The sequence below is a fragment of the Nocardia sp. NPDC049737 genome (assembly GCF_040674755.1).
Classification (GTDB): Bacteria; Actinomycetota; Actinomycetes; order Mycobacteriales; family Mycobacteriaceae; genus Nocardia.
This window is the reverse complement of record NZ_JBFANH010000033.1, coordinates 84,165-104,752: the sequence shown is the minus strand read 5'-3', so window position 1 is coordinate 104,752 and position 20,588 is coordinate 84,165. Positions and strand designations below refer to the sequence as shown.

Sequence of the window (20,588 nt, the reverse complement as noted above, 5' to 3'; positions counted from 1 at the left end):
GCGGCCGATACTGGCGACTTCGTCGCGTGCGCTTCGGCCGCTCGGCCGCGAGACGGGCCGCGAACGGTCGCTCGTAAGACTCGCTCCGTGGTGGCTGAGTAGTGGCGAAACTCGCGGACTTCGTCGCGTGTGCTGTGGTCGCTCGGCTGCGAGCGGGTCGCTCGTGAGACTTGCTGTGTGGCTGAGTTGTGGTGAAACTCGTGGCACCGCTCGCACCATCTTTCACGATGGTGCGAGCGGTTTCATTTGTGGTGGAGGTCTATTCGGAGAAGGGTGCGCGGCCGACCAGTTGACGGAAGCCCGCGGTGCGTATGAGCCATCGAGTGCGTCCGTCCGGCACCGCGGACGCCTCGTTCGTCAGCGCTTCCGTCATGTGCTTTTTGAAGTCGTGTCGCGGATGACGGCGCAGCAGTTCCTCGACCCAGCGCGGATCGAGATCGGACATTCGAGCTCCGAACACGTCCACGGCAGCACCGGCGGAAACAAAGCCGAGATCGTCGACCTTATCGGCGACCCCGATGGTGAGATGCGCGGCGATCGCGGCACCGACCGTCTCCGCCTGCTCCGGTGTGGCACCTGCGCCGAGGACGAATCCGACGGCGCGCTCCGCCCCGGTCACCGCGAAACACCTTCCGGGCGTTGGATGTTCGAGCTGCAAATCGTGCAGCAGGCAGGAGACGTAGGCCAGCTCGTCGTCGTATTTCGTGCCATCGAATTCAGCGAGCGCGCGCCCGAAGAAATAGCTCCGATACGAGTGTTCCGATACGTGCACCGAAAGGCATTCCCGCGCTTCCTCTTCGGCGGCCTTGGCCAGCTTCGAATCGGGCAGTCGGAGTTCCGCGAAATCCACCCGCCCGCTGCCGCCTCTCCCGAGTGCCAACGCGGCCTGCCCGGCAACGAGCCGGGGCACGCCCGCAACGAGCTTGGCGGTCAGCTGCCTGCGCTGACTACTGGAAAGCGCCCCACCGGTACGCCTCGCCCATTCCCAATCCATCCCCGCAGGCGCACCCACGTTGATCTCCTTCTCCTCGAACACGTCTCGCTCTCAGTGAAGCCCCCCAGTCCCACACCGACGAGTGGCGCAAATGCCAGTAACCCTCGGATTCCCGCCAATTGTGCGCCCCGCCAATTCGTTGAACCATCGCAGCCCGGTCGTCTCCGTCACACCGACAGCCGCCCCGGCCGCCGACGGCCCCAACCAACGCCCAGAACCGGCGCACCACCCGGCTCGGACCCAACGGCTCCATCCAACAACCCCTTCGATCACCCGACGGTGCTGTTGCAGTCACCCCTCGAGCCCAAGCGAGAAGCCTCAGCCAGTTCCACCTGATCTCGATCGGTCAGCGGAAGTCGAGAGCGTGATCTTGTGCCCACTGGGCGAAGGTGTGGGCGGGGCGGCCGGTGAGGTCTTGGACGATCGTTGATACCTGCGGCGGGTCGGTAACTCCGGCCTTCCATCCGGCCAGGACGGCCTCGACGCCGATTTCCGGCATGGTCTTGAGCATCTCCACGCGGGCCTGCTCGTCGGAGATGACTTCGAAGGCGATTTCGCGATCGATGGCCGCGCCGATCTGCTGCACTTGCTCGCGCAGCGTCAGTGACTCGGGACCCCAAACGGTGTAGGCCTGGCCTTCATGACCAGGTTCGGTCAGCGCGGTGACCGCGAGCTCCGCCAAATCTTTCTCGTGGATGGGTGCGGTTCGGGCATCGGGATACGGCAGCCGGACGACACCCTCGTCACGGATGGAATGCTGCCACCACCACAGCGCGTTCGTGGCGAACATGCCGGGGCGGATGAAGGTCCAATTCAGACCGGACTTCTCGATCGCCGACTCGATAACGCTGTGCATCAAGGCAATTGGATTGCTCGACGCATTGCTCTGCAGCACGGCGCCCGACGATAGGAACACCACGTGCTGGATCCCGGCGGCTTCGGCGGCTGCCACGAAACCGTCGATCCCCTCGGGCTTGGCGTAGAGGAATACGCGCTGCGCACCTTCGAGCGCGGCGGGCAGCGTTTCGGGCTGCTCGAGATCGGCCGCGACGACCGTCGCGCCCGGCGGGGAGCCCGCGACGGAGGGTTCCCTGCTCGTCGAACGGACCTGTTCCCCTCTCGAAATCAGGCCCGCCACCACGTGGCGACCGACATTGCCTCTGGCTCCGAAAACAACTGTGACCATGGCGGCAGCGTAGGCCGGCAGGCTTACCTGCGGTAAGGACATACCTTCAGGTAAGCTCCAGAGATGGCGGTACGTTCGCAGGTCCAGCCCACTACCTGGCAGGGCATGAGTGACGCATTCAACAGCGAGTGTCCGGCGCGTGAGGTGCTCGACCACATCACGAGCCGCTGGGGCATGCTGATCCTGACCGCGTTGACCGATGGCCCGCACCGGTTTTCGGAGCTGCACACCAAAATCGGTGGCATCAGCGAGAAAATGCTGTCGCAGACGTTGCGCACGCTCGGGCGCGACGGGCTGATCGCGCGCACCGTCGAGCCCAGCACGCCACCGCGGGTCAGCTACGAACTCACCGAACTCGGCCAGGGACTCACCGAGTCGCTGCATCAGTTCCTCGGCTGGATCCGTGAGCACACGGTCGAGGTGATGGCCGCCCAGAGCCGCCACGACCGTCGGATCAGCCCCACAACATAGAGCCGCTCCGCGAGGGGCCGCCGCAGTGCTGAAGACGAGGGCCAGCGGTGCACAGCAGGTGGCAGGAGTTACGTTGACACTCGGATTCATGCCAGACTGAGAGTGTGAAGCAGGTAGTCGCGCTGGCGCTGGATGGCGTCATGACCTACGACCTGGCATGTGCGGTGCAGGCATTTCGCCACGGGCCGGGCAAGACCGGGGAACCGGTGGGGTTGGAGATGCGGACCTGCGGCGTGCGGCCGGGGCCGGTGTGGACGCCGAATGGTTTCGAACTGCGGGTCGACGAAGGGCTAGAGGCGCTGGCGAGCGCCGACATCGTGGTGGTTCCGGGCATCGCATTGCCCACGCTGCCACCGGCCTACGAGGTGCTCGATGCACTCCGGGCCGCATCGGCGCGTGGCGCGACCATGGTGAGCATTTGCGTCGGCGCATTCATCCTGGCGCGGGCCGGAGTCCTCGACGGACGGCCTGCCACCACCCATTGGGCGTATTGCGATGAGTTCGCTGCGTTGTTCCCAGCGGTCAAGCTCGACCCCGCCGCACTGTATGTGGACGACGGCGATGTGCTCACCTCGGCGGGATTGTCCGCGGGAATGGACCTATGCCTGCATATCGTGCGTCGTGAACTGGGCGCGGGTGTGGCGGCCGATCTGGCCCGCTGGAATGTGACACCACCGCACCGTGAGGGTGGTCAGGCGCAGTACATTCCGGATGCTTTGGGCGGCAATGAGTTTCCCGGCGCCCTGGCCGCGACCATGGCCTGGGCGGCGGCGAATCCGGCGGCGGCGCCGGATGTTTCAGCGCTTGCTGGACATGCGCTGATGAGTGAGCGCACGTTTATCCGTCGATTCAAAGCTGAGGTGGGCACCACGCCGCGGCGCTGGTTGGACGGGCAGCGAACGGCGCGTGCCAGGGAATTGCTGGAGGTCACCGAACTGCCCGTCGAAGTTGTTGCGGCACAGTCCGGATTCGGCAGCGTCACCGCGCTGCGGGTGCATTTGCGCGCCGCTACCGGGACGACGCCCGCCGGTTATCGCCGGTCGCTGCGCCGCTAGCGGATCTCGTCGGCGAATGCGCGTGCCGCGTGGTATCGATCTGCCGATGTTCTCGGATTGTCGGACCTGCGGCCGCAGGTGCGCTACCGTTGATTTGCCCGGACGTGCTTCGTACTGAAAGAAGGCCGGTCCGGCAGGGGTTTATGCTTTGCGTGTTCTTCGTCTCATGACCGAACAGTTCGATTGCTAATTATTAACTGTATGACCTATATCGACTGAACTACTTCCCTTTCGACTCGCGAATCCGCCTACCAGCGGCCAGCGATGAGATCGACGCATGAGAGGTGGTTGGAGCATGACCGATCTCGAAATCGGCCGGTTGGCGCCGCAGGTCGCCGGTATCGAGCCAGCGCCGGCGAGCACCCCGCTACGGCGCGCTGCCGGACGTTTGCAGGAGGTGCTGCCAACGGGTTGGCAGGTCGAAATCGTCGACGCCGGTGCGCCGAGCATCGTCGACGCACCGGGCCGTCAGCCGGTAGTCCGGGTGGTTATGCCGGGGGCTTGACTACTCCGTCCAGCCCATCGGCATGAGCAGGGACTTCTGCTCGCAGAATGCGTCCAGACCCTCCGGTCCGTTCTCCCGGCCGAGGCCGGAGTTCTTGTATCCGCCGAACGGCGAACTCGGGTCGAACGCATACCAATTGATCGCGTAGGTTCCGGTGCGCACCCGCGCCGCGATTTCCGCGCCGTGCTCGATATCCGCGGTCCAGACCGAGCCGGCCAGGCCGTATACGGAATCGTTCGCGATGGCCACCGCTTCGTCCTCGGTCTCGTACGGGATGACCGACAGGACCGGGCCGAAAATCTCCTCCTGCGCGATCGTCGACTTGTTGTCGACATCGGCGAAGATGGTCGGCTCGACGAACCAACCGCGGTCCACATCCGCCGGGCGACCGCCACCGAGTACCAGTCGCGCACCCTCTTCCTTGCCCATGGCGATATAGCCCTCGACACGGTCACGCTGACGTTCGGAGATCAGTGGGCCGAAGGTCGTCGCTGGATCGGTGGGATCGCCGGTCTTCAGCGTCTGCACGTGCTCGACCAGCGCGTCCAGGATCTCGTCGTAGCGGCTGCGTGGCGCGAGAATGCGGGTCTGCGCGACGCAACCCTGGCCGCTGTTCATCAGACCGGAGAACGCGAGCACCGGAATATTGGCGATATCCATATCAGGCAACAGGATTGCCGCCGATTTGCCGCCGAGCTCGAGCGAGACGCTCTTGAGCTGTCCGGTCGCAATGGCGCCGATCTTGCGACCGACCGCGGTGCTGCCGGTGAAGGTGACCTTGTCGACACCCGGATGCGAGACCAGGTACTCCGCGGCATCCGCCTCGGCGGGCAGGATCGACAGCACGCCCTCGGGCAGGCCCGCCTCGGTGAAGATTTCCCCGATCTTGTTGGCGGTCAACGGAGTCAGCGGCGCGGGCTTGAGCACCATCGTGCATCCGGCGAGCAATGCGGGCGCGATTTTATTGACCGCGAGGAACAGCGGGACATTCCATGCCGTGACGGCCGCGACCACCCCGCGCGGTTCCCGCGAGACTCGCGCGGTGCCGAACAGGCCGGTGCGGGTTTCGTTCCAGGGGAAGGATTCGGCCAGTCCGGCGTACGCGTCGAGCGCGGCCACCGCCGGAATCTGGTTGAGCGTCATGGCGATCATCTGCGGTGCGCCCATTTCCGCGGTGAGCGTGGCGAGCAGATCGGCCGAACGCTCCTCGATCAGGCGGGCGGCGCGTGTCAACACCTGGGCGCGCTCCGCGGGCGGTGTGGACGGCCAGGGACCGTTGTCGAAGGCGTGCCGGGCGGCGGCGACGGCTGCGTCGACATCGGCGCGACCAACCACCGGGACGCTGCCCACCGGCTCGACCGTCGCGGGCGAGATGACCTGGAGGCGCTCGGTGCCGGCGGGCGCGGTCCAGCGGCCGCCGATGAACAGGCTGTCGTAATGCATGAGAACACGTTACAGTTTTGTCGCCCGATTGTCTGTAACGTGTTTCAGTTTCCCGTGCGGTCGACCTTCTGAACAGCGCGAATTCCAACCTGTCGGTTCGCTTTTCAGAGAACGCACTATTGCGTTCTGTTAATGCACCGGTCATGCTGTAGCTACTGATCAGCTCGCTCGATTCATGAACCGATTACGCAATTGGGGAGTCAGAGCCATGGCGGTGCAAGTGATCGGCCGGTCGCTGATGACCAGCGACCAGACCGAGCATCAAGCTAAAAGCGTCGGCGCAGGTGGGTGGGTAGTTTCCTTCCTACCGGGCCGGACGCTGACCATCGAGCAGGCTACGGCCGCGATGCAGGCCGCCGAGGCGGTCGCCGTCGTCGGAATGCTGGCTGATCAGGTCGGCCTGACCACCCTCGAGACGGTTGGCCTGGCCATTCAGGAATCCCCCTGGGCGGCCAGGATCAACGCATGTGGGCGCAGGAACTGGCGCCGGGGCTGGCTGGAGAAGTAGCCCTACGGTTTGGTGGCCACAACCACCAGATTGCTCACCAATAACTCTCGCAATACGGGTACGCGAACCACCCACCAGGCCCAGCGTGGGTGGTAGCGGGGGAAAACGATGCGCACATCTGCGGAAGTGCCTGCCGCCCAACGCAACCCGTCGGCGGCACGGACCGCGAACAGCGATTTGCCGAAGCGGTTCTTCGGTTCCCGGCCGGTCTTGCGACGGTATCGGCGCGCTGCGAACTCGCCACCGAGGTAGTGCCACGGTCCCGTTTCGTGGCCGCCGAACGGGCCGTGCCACACCGTGTACGACAGCACGATCAAACCGCCAGGACGGGTCACGCGGACCATTTCGTCGGCCATGACCCACGGCTGCGGCACGTGCTCGGCAACGTTCGAGGAGAAGCAGATGTCGACAGCGTTGTCGCGGAACGGCAATGCCATACCGGACCCGCGCACCGCGCCGGCCACCGAAAGTCCGGCGGCGTGCATCTCCGATGGGTCGGGCTCGACGGGAATGTAGCGTGCACCGGTCTTCACGAATTCGTCCGCGAAGTAGCCGGGGCCACCGCCGACATCCAGGATGGTCGCGCCATCGAGGCCGTGGCCGCTGACGTCTCTGTAGAAATCGCCGATCATCGCCCCGCTGTCGGCGGCCAGACCGCCGTAGAACAGTGCGGGATCGGTCTGCTCGAACCGGAAACTGCCGAGCAGCCGCAACGACCGGCGCAGGGTCGCCCGCCGCGCGAACCGGGACATGGCTCGTCCGCTCCGTGGGGCGTGCGCCACCACGGCCTCGGCTGGCTCGGTTTCAGCTGTCGGCACGGCGCAGAGTCTCGCATAGTGCGGGCGATGCACCGCAGTCCCGCCTGCCTGGGGTGGGAATTCCCGCGCGGTGCGGACTGGCCGGTTGGTGGCGCGGGTTAGGGTGTACGGCGATATCCGTGACCCTGCTGACCGAGAGAAGCTCCACCGTGCGCGAAGTCCTCCTGCTGTGCTGGCGAGACACCGGGCACCCGCAGGGCGGCGGCAGCGAACGGTACCTGGAACAGGTCGGTGCGCAGCTCGCCGCGCGGGGGGTCAAGGTCACCCTGCGCACAGCGCGGTATCCGGGCGCAGCGAAGCGGGAGCGTATCGACGGCATCGATATCAGCCGGGCGGGCGGGCGCTTCTCCGTTTACCCGCGGGCGCTGGCCGCGATCGCACTCGGACGGCTCGGCATCGGTCCGCTGCGGGGCCTGCGGCCCGATGCGGTGATCGATACGCAAAACGGGATCCCATTTTTCGCGGGTGCGGCGACCAAGGCGCCGTCGGTCGTACTGGTGCATCACGGGCATCGGGAGCAGTGGCCGGTCGCCGGACGGTTCGTCGGCTGGATCGGCTGGTGGATCGAATCGCGGCTCTCGCCCCGGGTGCATCGGCACAACCAATACCTGACCGTTTCGTTGCCCTCGGCCGAGGAACTGGCCACACTGGGAGTGGACGGTTCCCGGATCGCGGTGGTCCGCAATGGCGCTGAACCCGTTCCTGTGGATGCGCCCACCGGCTGCACCGAGACACGCGCCGAAGAACCGCGCATCGTTGTGCTCTCGCGGCTGGTGCCGCACAAGCAGATCGAAGACGCATTGGCGGTTGTCGCCCGGCTACGGAGTCGGATACCCGGCCTGCGGCTCGATGTGATCGGTGACGGTTGGTGGGCGGACAACCTGAAGGCCGATGCCCGCGCACTCGGCATCGCCGATGCGGTCACCTTCCACGGCCACGTCGACGAGCGGCGCAAACACGAATTGCTAGCGCGCGCTTGGGTACATGTGCTGCCGTCGCGCAAGGAGGGCTGGGGCCTGGCGGTCATCGAGGCGGCGCAACACGGCGTACCGACGATCGGTTACCGCAGCTCGCGCGGCCTCACCGATTCCATTGTCGACGGAGTGACCGGGATGCTCGTCGACGATGTGAGCCAGCTCTGCGAGTCCGTCGGTGAGCTCATCGGTGACACCGAAGCGTGCGCTGTCATGGGTGAGAAGGCCCGGGCCCGTGCCCGTGAGTTCTCTTGGGAGCAAACCGGGAACGGCGTGTACGAGGTGCTCGCGGCTGCGGCTCGAGGGGAGCACACCTCGGGGCTCATCCCGCCTGGGCCCTGATCGCTCACGCCTGCTGTCGGGCGACGAATTCGTCGGTGACGGTGCGTCGTTGGGAGGTCGTGGCCGGTGTATCCGATCGGGGAGTCGGTGCGTGGTGCGGCCCAGGTGTGAACGCCGTCAACGGTTTTCACGTGGTGGGGCGTGGGCGCAAGGTGGCCGCCAGCAGCAGGCCCCCGACCAGGAGGGCGGCCCAGAGGAGGTGGGCGGCGTAGGTGATCACACGGTGTGCCGACTGTTGATGGTCCGGGGTGTCGGGGACGCGGTACAGCGCCAGTTGGGGGTCGGCGTAGACCGACTCCAGCTGGGCGAGTGTCGTTTTCGACTCGCCGAGCGGTCCGGGTGTGGTGCGTTCGACGAGGACCCAGCCGACCCCGAGCTCAGCCAACCGCCGCGCCGAATCACCGTGCAGCAGTGCGGTTTCCACCTCCCGCGCCCTGGCGCCCTCACCGGCCACGGTGCGCCCGTGTACCGGAAGCTCACCGGTTTGCAGCACATCGCGCGGCAGCATCCGCGGCGCCGGATCCAACACCGCCACCTTGCCGCTGTACGGAAACTTCCGAAACATCCCGCCGGGCAACACCGCAACATCCCCGGGCCCGTCGATCCGCTCCGCAACCCGCTGCCAGCCGACCGGATAATGCACCGGCTTCAGCGCCCCACCGACGCCCCAAGCCATATCGAACAGCGGCAGCACCAGCAGTGCGATGAATACCATTGCGGTCGATGCCATTCCGGGCGAGCGGGCAGGCTGCTTCGTCGCGAAGCGCACGGCGACCGCTCGGCACCCAGCGGCGGCGCACAGCGCATACGCGGGCATGGCAAGCGCCACATACTTCTGCGTATCCCGCAATAACCCCGCCCCCGGGACATGAGTAACAAGCCACTCCATACCGCTCATACCCCACGACGTCGCCCCGAGTGCAGGCAGCACGACGGCGAAAGCCGCCAGTACCAGCAGCCGGCGACGAACTCGCAAGCTCTCACGATCGATGCAGTCGCCAGCGGGTGCAGCGTTGTCTCCGCTGGTCGCGAGAGTGGTATGCCCGACCTCGGGATGCTTCGACGGGGTTGTCGCGGTGCCGGTGTTGGACTCATCGATACGTGCAGTGCTGGTCGGGGGTGTGGACTGAGCAGCGGCATGGCCGTTTGTGCTCGTCTTGATCCCGGCGGTGCTGCGGAGACCAATGGCTACGAGGATCAGGAGTAGGGCGGTGGCGATCAGGGCGAGGGGGGTGGTGCGGGAGGCGGGTACCGAGTCGGCGTTCCAGATTCCGCCCAGTCCGGCCAGGGAGCCGAGTGTGCCGAGGGCGGGTTCGGCGCGGGCTGCGAAGGCGACGATTCCGGCCGGGTCCGAGGGCGCGGTCCCGGCACCCGACAAAGCCGCCGCCGCCAACCAGGGAGCGGACGCCGCCGATAGTAGAACCAGCGCCCCGAGCACACTTCGACGCCCGACCAGCACCAGCGCGATGCTGCCCGCCAGTAGAGCGCCGGTCGGCGTCAGCCCCGCCGCCGCAAAACACCCGGCCAGGGCACCCCAGGAACCGACCGCGCCCGTGCGTGCCCCCGCGTCGGAGCCGCTCGCCCGTCGCCCCCGGATGCGAATTCGATAGGCGGCCAGTGCGGTCCAGGGCAGTGCCGCGTATCCGGTCAGCAGGCTCCAATGCCCTTGGAGCACACGTTCGGCCACGTAGGGGTTCCAGAGCGCGACGGTCACGGCGACCAATTGCGGCCCAATCGATACCCGCAGCAGTTCCCTGGCCAGCACCGCCGCCCCATACCCGGCCGCCCACAGCGCCACGAGCAGGATCGTCTTGACGATCAACCCGCCGTCGACGATCGGCGACAGCGTGGCCAGCATCGCATCCTGGGGAACCGCTCGCGGAGCGGCGTCACCGAGCCCGAGCGCAGAGTCCGTCAGATACGACCGGGGTGTGCTCACCGCATCTCGCAAAAGCAGATAGCCCGGCCCCAACAGTGGCCCAGCGATCACCACCGCCAGCGATCCGCTGTAACCGGCGGGGACGAAGCTTGCCCACCGGTTGCGTCGAGTCAGGCCGCTGCCACTCACGCCTGTGCACCTTACGTACCGACGAGCAAACCACCACCTTCCGGTACCCAGCGCCTGCTACCGGCTGGGCGACCTCAATGCCGCCCTTGCAGAGCCGCACGACGTTCGACCGCCCGCACTGCGGGAAAGTCGGCGGCGAAGCCGCGCAACAGTCGCAGCGTCTCGTCGACGGGTTGACCCGTGGTCGCCGTGTCGATCGCGCCGTACAAGCGCTCCTCCACCCGCGCCACCTCCGCGGCGAGGCGGCCTCCGGCGGGGGTGAGGCCGAGGGTGATCTGGCGTCGGTCGGTGGAGCCGGTCTGCTTATCGATCAGGTCCATGGCGACGAGTCGGTCGACGAGTCGGCTCGGGCTGCCACCGGTCTCACAAACCAGCAGGTCGCCGAGCCCGGCCAAAGTCAGCGGCTGATGGTCGGCAAGTACGCGCAGCACCTCGGCCTGGGATGGAGTCAGTCCTAATGGCCGTAACTCGGACAACAGTTTTCGGTTTCCCTCCCGCTGAATGGCGAGGATGAGATAGCGCAGTTCCTCAGCCGGCCGCACGGGTTTGCACCTGTCGAGTGCCGTCGAATGAGCGGGTGGACGTCATGGGCTACCACTTTAGATGTCGTGTAACGGGCTGACGCGGTGCATAGGCAGCTGGCTGCTGAGCTCCTCGTCACGGAGGAACTCGGCGATGGTGTTCGCGTAGGTGTGCGGGTGGGAGAAGCGGAACATGTGGCCGGTGCGTTCCAGGATGACTTCCCTGGCGTCGGGGATGCCCTCACGTAGCACCGTCGCCGCCGCTTCGCCGATCAAGACGTCATGTGAGGGCGTAAGGATAAGCGTGGGCACCGCCACTTGCCCGAGTTTGCCTGTGTAGTCGGCGTTCAGTGCCGCGATCGCCCGGGCGCCGAAGGATTGGGCGGGGGTGTTGTCGAGGAACAGGTTACGGCTGTCGGCCTTACTCCATGGGATCTGCCCCTCGTGATCATGCGGCGAGGCCAGATTGTGGGCGTGGGCGCGCAGGGCTACCTGACGGTAGAGCGGTCCGCGCATCCGCCCCATGGCGCGCATCGCGGTTTTCAGGACTGGCGAAGAGATCGGATTGGCGGCGAATCCACCCGACAACACCAGGCCTTTCAACCCGCGCGGTCGGCGGACGGCCAGCGCCAGCGCGATATTCGCGCCGAAGGAATCGCCGATCAGCACGAACTCCTTCAGATCCGCGACTACATCGGCCACGGCATCGGCATAAGCCTCTATATCGGCGACGGCTTCGGGGAGCCGCATCGTGCGCATGGGGTGGGCGGCCAGTGGCGTGAGCTGCTCGATATCCCACGGGGCGCCGGAGAAGCAGGGAACAAGTACGAGAGTTGGTTCGGTCATGTATTTAGATTACACGACATACATGTCGTGTAATCTAAATAGTGGCGCAGGTCACGATGGCGGGCGCTTGCGGGGCGTGGAGTGATGGGGTGGGACGATTGCCGCGTGCCTGCAGTGCGTCGCCTCCCCGTCGTGGCGGATCTGACGTTGGTCACCGCCGGGGCGATGACGGCCAATGTGGCGGGATATCTGCTGCAGATGCTGGCCAGCCGTTGGTTGGGGGTCACCGGATACAGCGAATTCGCCAGCTTGCTCGCGGTGCAGCTGTTATGTGCGGTACCCGCACTGGCGTTGCAGAACGTGGTGGCCAGGGAACTGGTGCGCGGTGCGCGTGTCGCGGCGCTGCGCGGGTTGCAGTGGCGGTGTGCGGTGATCGTCGCGGTAGTCGCCGCGGTGCTGGTACCGGTTGTGACCGCAGTACTGGACGTCGGCGTACTCGCCAGTGCAGCCGCCCTCGGCGCGGCCCCCGCGTTGGTCCTGCTATCCGGTGAACAGGGAATCCTGCAGGGCAGCAGACGCTTCCGGGCCCTGGCCGTAGTCCTGGGCGCGGCCGGAGTAGCGCGCGTGGTGCCGGCATTGGTCGTCCTCGCAGCGGGTGGCGGCACAGCTCCCGCATTGTGGGCCGCCGCGACAGGAATCGTCGTCGCCGCCGCATTCGCCCGCTCCACCGCAGGCTCGCCCGCATCACGCATTCGCCCCGCTATTGCCCCCGCGACGGAACGGTCGCAAGGGCCGCCGGATGCCGCGGCCGCCGACGGACCGATGCCCGGCCCAGCGCGGCCGCCATCTCCGGGACGCGATGTTTTCGAGGATGAGGCTGCGCGATCTCGATGCGAAGATGCAGCAGATCCTGCGGCTGAGCAATCGCGGCTCGGGGGTGCGGCCGAGGGGAGCGCAGCGGGAGGGCGGACTCGCGGGACATCGGGCGAGGCCGCACAGGGTGTGCGTTCGGTCGGCGTGTTGCCGGTGTTGCGGGCGGCGCAGGTGCAGGCGGCGTTGATGGCATTGTCGTCGGCGGATTTGATCGTTGCGCGAATAGTTTTGGACGAGGCGGATGCGAGCCGCTACGCGCTCGGGGCGATCGCGGCGAAGATCGCGTTCTGGCTGCCGCAGGCCGTGGGAGTCGTGCTGTATCCGCGGATGGCGCAGCCGACGCATTCGGCGCGTGCGATTCGGGATGCACTGGCAGTGCTGTCGGGCATCGGAATCGTGGCGGTATTGGGCGCTGCCCTGGCGGCGCCGGTCGCGCCATTGTTCGCGGGACAGGATTACGCGCCGATCCAAGGCTTGCTGTGGTTGTTCGCTCTGCAAGGAGCCATACTCGCGGTGCTACAGGGTGCACTGCTTTCGGCGATCGCGGTGGACCGCACCGCACTCGCCGCGGTGACCTGGCTCGGGCTGGGGATCGAGGTGGTCCTCATGACCTGCTTCGCCCGCTCGATACCGACGCTGATCACCACCGCCGTCGGTGTCGCTGCCGCTACCACCATGTTCGTTGCCGTGATCGTATTGCGTACCGCGGACCGCTCCGGCACGGGCGAGCCGCGCGTATCCGGCTGAACACGCGCTATCCGAGGCATAACCGACTCGGCGGGCCGACAGAACAGCCGTCGCGGAGCCCTCCGCTCACCTAGCATCACCAGCATGATCACCGCTGTGCACACACTGGTCTACGCGGAGGATCCGGACGCGGCCCGCGCCTTCTTCCGTGACGTTCTCGGCTGGCCGAATGTCGACGCCCACGACGGCTGGCTCATATTCGGGACCGGGCCGAGTGAGCTCGGAGTGCATCCCGCGGATGGGCCGCCGCGCCACGAGATTTCGCTGATGTGCGATGACATCGAGCAGACGATGGCGGAATTGGGCGGACGTGGGGCGCAATTCGTGGGTGAGATCGCCGAGCGGAGTTTCGGGCGCTGCATCGATATGAAGATTCCTGGCGCGGGGGTGATGCTGCTGTATCAGCCGTCGCATCCCGTTGCCTACGCGCTGGGTTCGTCCACGCCCTAACCAACGCCGAACGAACTCGGCTCCCCGACATAACGTCGGGGAGCCGAGCTGTCGGACTAACTATCAGAGATTCTTCTGGATCCTGATCTGCTCGGTCGGAGCATCATCCCCACCACGACCCGGCCCACGCCGACCTGCACCGGCCGGGGCAGCTCCGTCGCGGATCCCGAGGAAAACACCGCCGACCACGGCGATGACACCCAGCACGCCGAGCACGATCGGCATGATCCGGCCGTACAGCGACAGCTTGTCGATGTTCTCCTTGGCCACCGAGATCTGCGATTCGACGGTGTTCTCGTCGAAGACGAGGTGCGACTTCAGCGCGGTGACATCCGGGTGGTCGCCGCTGCGTGCGTAGTACAGGTGGATCTGCTCGCCACCCTTGATCACGGTGCCGGTCCGCGGCTCGACCCACAGGTCGCGGGTGTCGGTGTAGAAGCGGGTCATGGTGACCGGGTCGTCACCCTCGAGTCCCCACTTCGAGGCGGGCAGGCTCAACTTGTTGGTCGGCGACTGGATCACGTCCCACATGTTGGTTACCGGCACCGACATCTGGAAGCGGTAGACCTTCATGTCGTTGATCTCGGACTCTTCGATGAACTTGGCGTCGTAGGACTTACGCGCATTGACATCGAAGTACGGGTAGCTCTTCTTCTCGGTGCCGATCGGGAAGCGGTACTGCAATCCGGTGTGCTGAACCGGGTCGGCAATGCTCTGCATGTCCTTGTTCACCGTGACGGCGATGGAGCCGTTGGGGTCCTTGGCCACCGGGTCGCCGGACTTGCGGTCGATGGTGACCCGGTCGACGGTCGCGGTGAGCAGGCCGGTGTCGCCCTGCTTATCGATGCGCCGCAGAGTCTGACCGGCCTGCACGGTCATCTCGGTGGCGTCGGAGGGCTCTTCGACGGTGAGGAACCGCTGCGAGATCAGCGGCACGTTCGTGTCGATCTTGGCCGCGCCTTCCGGTGCGGTGAGCGACTTGGAGTCCAGGACCAGGCTGTCCTCGCCCGGCTGGTTCGTCGCGATGGTGGTGATCTCGAGATCGAGTGGAGTTTTCGCCAGTTTGCTGACGGTGTAGGTCGGGATCATCACCGCGGCGACGATCAACAACGCGCCCAGACCCACGAGCAGGCAGGCCACCGTCCTTCTGGTTCCGGCACTCAGTGCCATGCAAACTCTCCTCGTCGTAGAACACAGGTCTGTACGGCGAGTACTGCGGGCGCGCCGCTGCACTCGTGAGCCCCGACACTAACAGCCCGATGTCGTACCATGCGGTGCCGAGGCCGGATTCGACCCAGAAATCGCCCGAGTCTAGCGTGAAATCTGAAACGTTGGGTTACCAGCTGGTAGGAGATTCCCGTAGCGACTGCTTGCAGGTCGCTCGAAAAGGCCTGCAGACTGGAGTTCGATGACCGCCACCCTACCCGCACCGACCACCGACGCTCCCACGCGCGCACGCGGTTTCGTGCCCGCTCTGGAAGGTATGCGCGGCATGGCGGCACTCGGTGTGCTGCTGACCCACGTGGCATTCCAGACCGGCGCCGCGAGTACCCCTGTGCTGGGGCGGATTTGGGAACGGTTCGATATGGCGGTCGCGGTGTTCTTCGCGCTGTCGGGTTTCCTGCTGTGGCGTCCGCACGCGCAGGTGGCGCGCGGACTTGGGACCGCGCCGTCGGTCGGCTATTACCTGCGGCATCGGGCGGCGCGCATTCTGCCCGCGTATTGGGCTGTGGTCGCCGCGGTGCTGATCCTGGTGCCGAGTGCGGCCGATACCGCCGGCCTGCGGGTATGGGCGTCGAATCTGGCGTTGACGCAGGTCTTCGTGCCGCTCACGCTCACCGACGGACTCACCCAGATGTGGAGTCTGTCGGTCGAGGTGGCCTTCTATGTTGTGCTGCCGCTGCTGGCATTCGCGGCGGTGCGGCTGCGTGGCGATGCCGCGCGCTGGCGCATTCCGGCGATCCTCGCGCTCGCGGTGGTGAGCCTGGGCTGGAACTTCATTCCGGTGCCGACTCCCGATGCCATTCACGCCGACAATTGGCTGCCCGGATATCTGCCGTGGTTCGCGGGCGGCATGTTGCTCGCCGAGCTCGTCGAAAATAGCGACCAGCTATCGCCACGGCTTCGGATGCTCGCCAATCAGCCGGTGATGTGGAGTATCGCGCTGGTCGCCTTCCTGATCTCCGCCACCGATCTGGGCGGTCCCGCCGGTCTGACGCGCGCCGAGCCATGGCAATACGCGGCCAAGATGGGTTTCGGCGCGATCATCGGTTTCGCGCTGCTCGCACCGCTGGTGCTGCGCCCGCCCGGCGCCCGTCCGCATCGCTGGTTGGAATCAGGGGTCGCCGCGATGATCGGCCGCTGGTCCTACGGCATCTTCCTCTGGCACCTCGCGGTGCTTTCGGTGGTGTTCCCGGTTTTCGGAATCCTGCCGTTCGGCGGCAATTTCGGGAAGGTGCTCATCCTGACGATCGCGATCACCGTCCCGATCGCCGCGGCCAGCTATGCCCTCGTCGAGGAACCGGCGCGTCGGTTCGCGCGTGATCGGGATCGTGCCAAGGCGGCGCGGCGGGCCGAGGTGAGCTGAGCGCCAGCTGTCGGGCAGATGGTGTTCAACGATGCTCGCGTCGCGTGGGCAGTGCGGCGACGCCGACGGCGATCACGGCGATCAGTGCGGGCAGTTGGACCCAGAGCGAGCCGCCCATATATCCATTTGCCGCGCGCCACGGTCCGGTGGACAGGGCCGCCGCGGCCGCTGCGGTACCGAGACCGGCAACGGCCGCAAGGACTTTCGATGTCACCTGTGCGGCGAATCGGCTCGCGACGAGAGCGGCGACGGTGAGGGCGGTGCCGACGGGTCCGGCGATAACCGTTGCGACAGTGGCGATTCCGAATGCGCCGAGGATGCGGGTGCCCCAGGTTATCGAGGGTGAGTCGGCCGCGTCATCCGGCGCGATGGTGTCGAAACCACCGCTTCGCGTGAGAGTTATCGGAATTCGGCGGGGGCGTGCCGGCCGGGGGATGGCGAGTAGGGCCAGCGGGACGAGGAGAAGTAGGCCGCCGAAGATGCTGAGGCGGTACCAGCGGTCGATGGGGAATGAGACGGTGATGGGATTCGAAGGGGCGGCGTAGTTGTCCGGCAGCAGCCAGCCTTGCTGCCAGCCGTTGACCACGACGGGCTCGAGTTCTTTGCCGTCGGCGGTGCGCGCCTGCCAACCGACATTGGTGCTCAGTGGCAGGACGAGGAGCGGTCGCGATGGCGTTGGCGCGGCGGCAGCGTCGAAATCCGTGCGGTTCAGGCGAAGTCGGTCGACGAAGAACAGATCCGTCGGTGCGACCGTCACGTCCGTTCGCCCTGCGGCCAACGCGATCTCGCCGGTGGCGCCCCGACCGTCGGCCAGCTCGGCAGGAAGCTCCGAATCGGCGCACACGCTTGCGGGAACCGGTGCACCAGAGCGCAATTCATCAGCAGTCGCGGTGACCGACGTATGCACGAAATGTCCACCGAGCGCAATCGTCGGGCCCTGCGCACACGGCACGGTGATCGGCCGATCCCCTGGGGCGGGTGCGGGATAATCGGGCCCGAGCACCGACACCTCGGCGATACCGGGCGGCTGCGCCTGGGCGAAACCGAGGGCGGTGCGGTCGAGTACCGGCTTCCAGGTCTGGATGCTCAGTTCGATGCGGTCGGTCACGGTGGGCTGCAATGAGATTCGGGTCGATTCGCCCGGTTCGACTTCGCGAACCTGTGGGCCGTCGCCGAGATTCACCGCCACCGATGTCGGTGCTGCGGGCAGCCCACCGAGCGACGGTGTCACCTCCAGACCTGTCACCAGCGCGGGTTGGGGCAATTCCAGCGTCAGAGTCGGTTTGCCGCCCGCCAGATTTCGCACCGAATCCTCCGGTGCCGTCCAACTTGTCCGCGGATCCCCATCGGTCGCCGCAAAGGCGGATCCTCGCAGGTCACCGACATCGGCCTTACCCCGGGCAACGGGATGGGTGTGGTCGGTGAGGAGTGCCTCGAGCGCCGGACCCTGCCGAGTTCGCACGGTCAACTGCGGCGTCACGCTCGCCGGTTCCGGTACCGACAGCGTGCGTTCGAATGTGCCGGGCTCCTCGGGTGCCAGCGCGAGTCCCTTACTGCACCGCACCCGGTCCGGTGCATCGAAACACGCACTACGTCCGGGAAATTCCTGACCGAGATCCCAGCCCCGCACCTGCGCGCCCGCCGGGGTTGGTGGCAGTACGGTCCGATGCCGGATATCGACCCGCACCGGCGCACTGCGGTCGGTGTAGTCGTCCAGAGTCAGCTCGCTGATCCCGAATTGTCCACCGCGCGTGCCGTCCTCGGTGCGGATGGCGGAGATGGTGAGCCAGTCCGTCTTGCCCGCAGGCAGCGAAATGGACACCGGCATACCAGGTTCGGGAATCCGCGCGGACACGCTGCCGTTCGTGGTCCGCACCTCGACCCATTTCACCGGATCGCCGATCGCGGCCGCGCTGGTGGTCAACTGCAGTAGCCCGGAGCTGATCGGATGGTCTAGATCGAGCCGAAGCCATTGCCCCAGTGAGTGTTCGGCGCCATTGCTGATCCAGGCGGTCGACGGATCACCATCCACAACCGCGGCGGTCGAACTGCCCGGCGCGGATCCGCCCAACTGGGTGGCGTCGGCGGCGGAACTGGATGCGGTGACCGTCGCCCCCGACCATTCACCGCGCACCAATTCCGCACCGGGAACCGGATAGTCGGGCACCAGATTGTGCGTGCGGCGCGCATCGTCCGGCGCGCGCAGTGCCGAATTGTGATTGTCCACCCGACCGAAGTCGGCCTCGCGATCCATCGGCGTATCCGTCACGGTCAACGGCCCGAGCGGCAGTCCGGCCGCCGCCGCATCAGATGCGAGAAGTGCCGGCGCGGTTCCGGAATCACGGCGCATCCGTTCCAGCACTTCGGGCCCGCCCTGAACCGTCCCGACCGAGGTCATGGGCACCGTATAGGCGCCGGGGAACGATGTCGGCGCGCCTGCGCCGCTGTGGATTTCGATCGGAGTGCCCGCGGCCCTCGCCTCGACGCGATAGATCTCTACCGCCGGATACACGGGCCGCAGATCACCATCGGCGACCAGACCATCGGGTCTGACAGCCTCGATCGGATCGCCGAATTCGGCGACCTTGTGCAATCCCGGCGACCCGTCGATCGCTTGATGCGCCAACATCGGCCGGGTCGAACGCGACGTCTCCGGATCGAGGTCATTGCGCAACACCAGAATTCCGATGCCCTGCTCCGTCAGCGTCGCGGCCAGGCCGGTCGACGGCCTACCGTCGGCGATCAACCGCTGCACCGAATCCATGGCCCGGATGGTGCCCGGCGGATTCAGCGGCACCGCATCCCGGATCGCCCACGGCGTACTCGCCAGCGCCTGCAGCGGTTCGTCACGGGTGAGCCCCCACACCTGACTGCCGAAGGGCGCGCCGGGCACGACCAGCGCTCGGGTCTCGGCGGCATTGTGGGATAACCATTGCGCCGTCTGCTTCCAGTATCCGGGCACCTCGTCGTAGGCGCCGCGCGGTGCGAGCTTCCCGGACCAGGCCAATGATGTGGACAGCGCGAGCGCGGTGAGGATCAAGGCGGCGACGGCGACCGACTTATCGCGTTCGGGATGTGCGAAGGCTTTGCGCCACATCGGCATCGGGACGGACGCGGGTAATGGCACCCTGCTCAACAGATGAGCCAGGCCCAGTACCAATGGGATTCGGATCAGCGGTTCCAGCTTGTGCACATTGCGCAGCGGCGCGCCCCCGGCATCCAGGAACACGCGCACCGAATCCGCGAACGGTCCGCTCAATTCACCGACGAATCCGGCACAGATCCCGACCAGCCCGACCAGCAGGATCAGCGCGAGCCGCCCGCGATGCGGCATGGACCGCATCGCCAATCCGGCCATACCCGCCGCCGCGAGCAGTCCGGTGGCCAGCACCGCGGCCGGCTGGGTCACCAGCACCGCGCCCGCGATCCGCTCTGGCGAGACGAACGGCGTCCAACTGTCGGTGCCGCGCAGCACTTCGCCAAGGGACGCCCACTGCGTGGTCACCCCCGAGGATTCGATGTAGTCCAGGAACGGCGGACTCACTTTGCCGAGCAGCAGCAACGGCACCGCCCACCAAAATGTGGCCAGCACCAGCAGCGGAATCCAGGCCCGGGTGAACCGCCACCACCGCCGGTTCGGCCGATACGACGCCCACCACAGCGCGGCGGGTAGAAATGCGGCGACCGTCGCCACCGCATTGACCGCACCCATCAGCGCCAATGCCAGCGCGCTACCCGCGGGCGAGGCCGCACCGCCGCGCCGCTTCCGGTAGGCGGTGGTGCCCAGTGCGGCGGGCGCGATCAGCACCCACGGCGCGAGCACCATCGGCAGCGTCTCCGAGGAGATCGAACCGAGCGTGGTCAGCACCCGCGGTGACAGCGCGAATGCGGCCGCCGCCACGATCCGCGACCCGCGCGAGCCGATACCGAGCGTTTCGCAGAGCCGCACGATGCCCCAGAACCCGGCGAGCAGCAGCAACGCCCACCAGATTCGCTGCGTCGCCCACGCGGGCAGACCGAGCACATGTCCGGCCGAGAAGAACGCGCCGTGTGGAAAGAAGTATCCGTAGGCCTGGTTCTGCACCTGCCCCATCGGGGCCTGACTGCTCCACATATGGGCGGCGCGTTCGAGGAAGCCCACCGGATTCTGCGCCAGGTCGTATTTGGTGTCGGCGACCGTCAAGCCGGGCGCCTGGAGAAAGGTGAGCAGGAACGCCGCGACCACGGTCCCGACGAACCAGCCTCTGCCCAGCGGGGCGC

At 66.6% G+C, this 20,588-nt stretch carries 17 protein-coding genes; 8 read left to right on the top strand and 9 right to left on the bottom strand.

Going from position 1 to position 20,588, the window contains the following annotated elements:
• Positions 1-259: 259 nt before the first annotated feature.
• Both AB0J47_RS34695 and AB0J47_RS34690 read right to left on the bottom strand, forming a co-directional pair.
• Positions 260-1,012 (bottom strand): phosphohydrolase, encoded by a 753-nt coding sequence (locus AB0J47_RS34695; protein WP_364356097.1) that lies wholly within the window; start codon positions 1,010-1,012, stop codon positions 260-262.
• Between the two features lie 328 nt (positions 1,013-1,340).
• Complete coding sequence (locus tag AB0J47_RS34690; RefSeq protein WP_364356094.1) at positions 1,341-2,180, bottom strand: NAD(P)H-binding protein; 840 nt, start codon at positions 2,178-2,180, stop codon at positions 1,341-1,343.
• 63 nt (positions 2,181-2,243) lie between these two features.
• Here AB0J47_RS34690 and AB0J47_RS34685 point away from each other — a divergent pair, with 63 nt between their 5' ends.
• The 3 genes from AB0J47_RS34685 (at position 2,244) to AB0J47_RS34675 (ending at position 4,211) form a co-directional block, all read left to right on the top strand.
• Positions 2,244-2,651 (top strand): helix-turn-helix domain-containing protein, encoded by a 408-nt coding sequence (locus AB0J47_RS34685; protein WP_364356091.1) that lies wholly within the window; start codon positions 2,244-2,246, stop codon positions 2,649-2,651.
• Positions 2,652-2,755: 104 nt separating this feature from the next.
• Entirely contained in the window at positions 2,756-3,706 is a 951-nt protein-coding gene (locus AB0J47_RS34680) for a helix-turn-helix domain-containing protein (protein ID WP_364356088.1), read from the top strand.
• A 295-nt stretch (positions 3,707-4,001) separates the two neighbouring features.
• Positions 4,002-4,211 (top strand): hypothetical protein, encoded by a 210-nt coding sequence (locus AB0J47_RS34675; RefSeq protein WP_364356085.1) that lies wholly within the window; start codon positions 4,002-4,004, stop codon positions 4,209-4,211.
• Here AB0J47_RS34675 and AB0J47_RS34670 read toward each other — a convergent pair whose 3' ends face one another.
• Positions 4,212-5,654 (bottom strand): aldehyde dehydrogenase, encoded by a 1,443-nt coding sequence (locus AB0J47_RS34670; protein WP_364356082.1) that lies wholly within the window; start codon positions 5,652-5,654, stop codon positions 4,212-4,214.
• 208 nt (positions 5,655-5,862) lie between these two features.
• Here AB0J47_RS34670 and AB0J47_RS34665 point away from each other — a divergent pair, with 208 nt between their 5' ends.
• A complete protein-coding gene (locus tag AB0J47_RS34665; RefSeq protein WP_364356079.1) occupies positions 5,863-6,162 on the top strand; it encodes a hypothetical protein in 300 nt (99 codons plus the stop codon).
• Positions 6,163-6,164: 2 nt separating this feature from the next.
• On the opposite strand, the gene AB0J47_RS34660 is transcribed toward AB0J47_RS34665, so the two are convergent.
• A complete protein-coding gene (locus AB0J47_RS34660) occupies positions 6,165-6,914 on the bottom strand; it encodes a class I SAM-dependent methyltransferase (RefSeq protein WP_364356121.1) in 750 nt (249 codons plus the stop codon).
• Positions 6,915-7,129: 215 nt separating this feature from the next.
• Between AB0J47_RS34660 and AB0J47_RS34655 the strand changes: the two genes are divergently transcribed.
• The gene (locus AB0J47_RS34655; protein WP_364356118.1) at positions 7,130-8,296 is read left to right on the top strand and encodes a glycosyltransferase family 4 protein; all 1,167 of its coding nucleotides are present in this window, start codon (positions 7,130-7,132) and stop codon (positions 8,294-8,296) included.
• A 127-nt stretch (positions 8,297-8,423) separates the two neighbouring features.
• Here AB0J47_RS34655 and AB0J47_RS34650 read toward each other — a convergent pair whose 3' ends face one another.
• From AB0J47_RS34650 to AB0J47_RS34640, 3 genes are all read right to left on the bottom strand, one after another.
• Complete coding sequence (locus AB0J47_RS34650; protein ID WP_364356076.1) at positions 8,424-10,364, bottom strand: hypothetical protein; 1,941 nt, start codon at positions 10,362-10,364, stop codon at positions 8,424-8,426.
• 74 nt (positions 10,365-10,438) lie between these two features.
• A complete protein-coding gene (locus AB0J47_RS34645; protein ID WP_364356073.1) occupies positions 10,439-10,906 on the bottom strand; it encodes a MarR family transcriptional regulator in 468 nt (155 codons plus the stop codon).
• Positions 10,907-10,963: 57 nt separating this feature from the next.
• Positions 10,964-11,731, bottom strand: a complete 768-nt coding sequence (locus AB0J47_RS34640) for an alpha/beta hydrolase (protein WP_364356070.1) — start codon at positions 11,729-11,731, stop codon at positions 10,964-10,966.
• A gap of 165 nt (positions 11,732-11,896) precedes the next feature.
• Here AB0J47_RS34640 and AB0J47_RS34635 point away from each other — a divergent pair, with 165 nt between their 5' ends.
• The gene (locus AB0J47_RS34635) at positions 11,897-13,291 is read left to right on the top strand and encodes a polysaccharide biosynthesis protein (RefSeq protein ID WP_364356115.1); all 1,395 of its coding nucleotides are present in this window, start codon (positions 11,897-11,899) and stop codon (positions 13,289-13,291) included.
• 84 nt (positions 13,292-13,375) lie between these two features.
• A complete protein-coding gene (locus tag AB0J47_RS34630; protein WP_364356067.1) occupies positions 13,376-13,741 on the top strand; it encodes a VOC family protein in 366 nt (121 codons plus the stop codon).
• A 63-nt stretch (positions 13,742-13,804) separates the two neighbouring features.
• Here AB0J47_RS34630 and AB0J47_RS34625 read toward each other — a convergent pair whose 3' ends face one another.
• Positions 13,805-14,911 (bottom strand): DUF3068 domain-containing protein, encoded by a 1,107-nt coding sequence (locus AB0J47_RS34625; RefSeq protein ID WP_364356064.1) that lies wholly within the window; start codon positions 14,909-14,911, stop codon positions 13,805-13,807.
• Positions 14,912-15,149: 238 nt separating this feature from the next.
• Between AB0J47_RS34625 and AB0J47_RS34620 the strand changes: the two genes are divergently transcribed.
• Entirely contained in the window at positions 15,150-16,328 is a 1,179-nt protein-coding gene (locus AB0J47_RS34620) for an acyltransferase (protein WP_364356061.1), read from the top strand.
• A gap of 25 nt (positions 16,329-16,353) precedes the next feature.
• Here AB0J47_RS34620 and AB0J47_RS34615 read toward each other — a convergent pair whose 3' ends face one another.
• A complete protein-coding gene (locus tag AB0J47_RS34615; protein ID WP_364356112.1) occupies positions 16,354-20,580 on the bottom strand; it encodes an alpha-(1->3)-arabinofuranosyltransferase in 4,227 nt (1,408 codons plus the stop codon).
• Positions 20,581-20,588 lie beyond the last annotated feature (8 nt).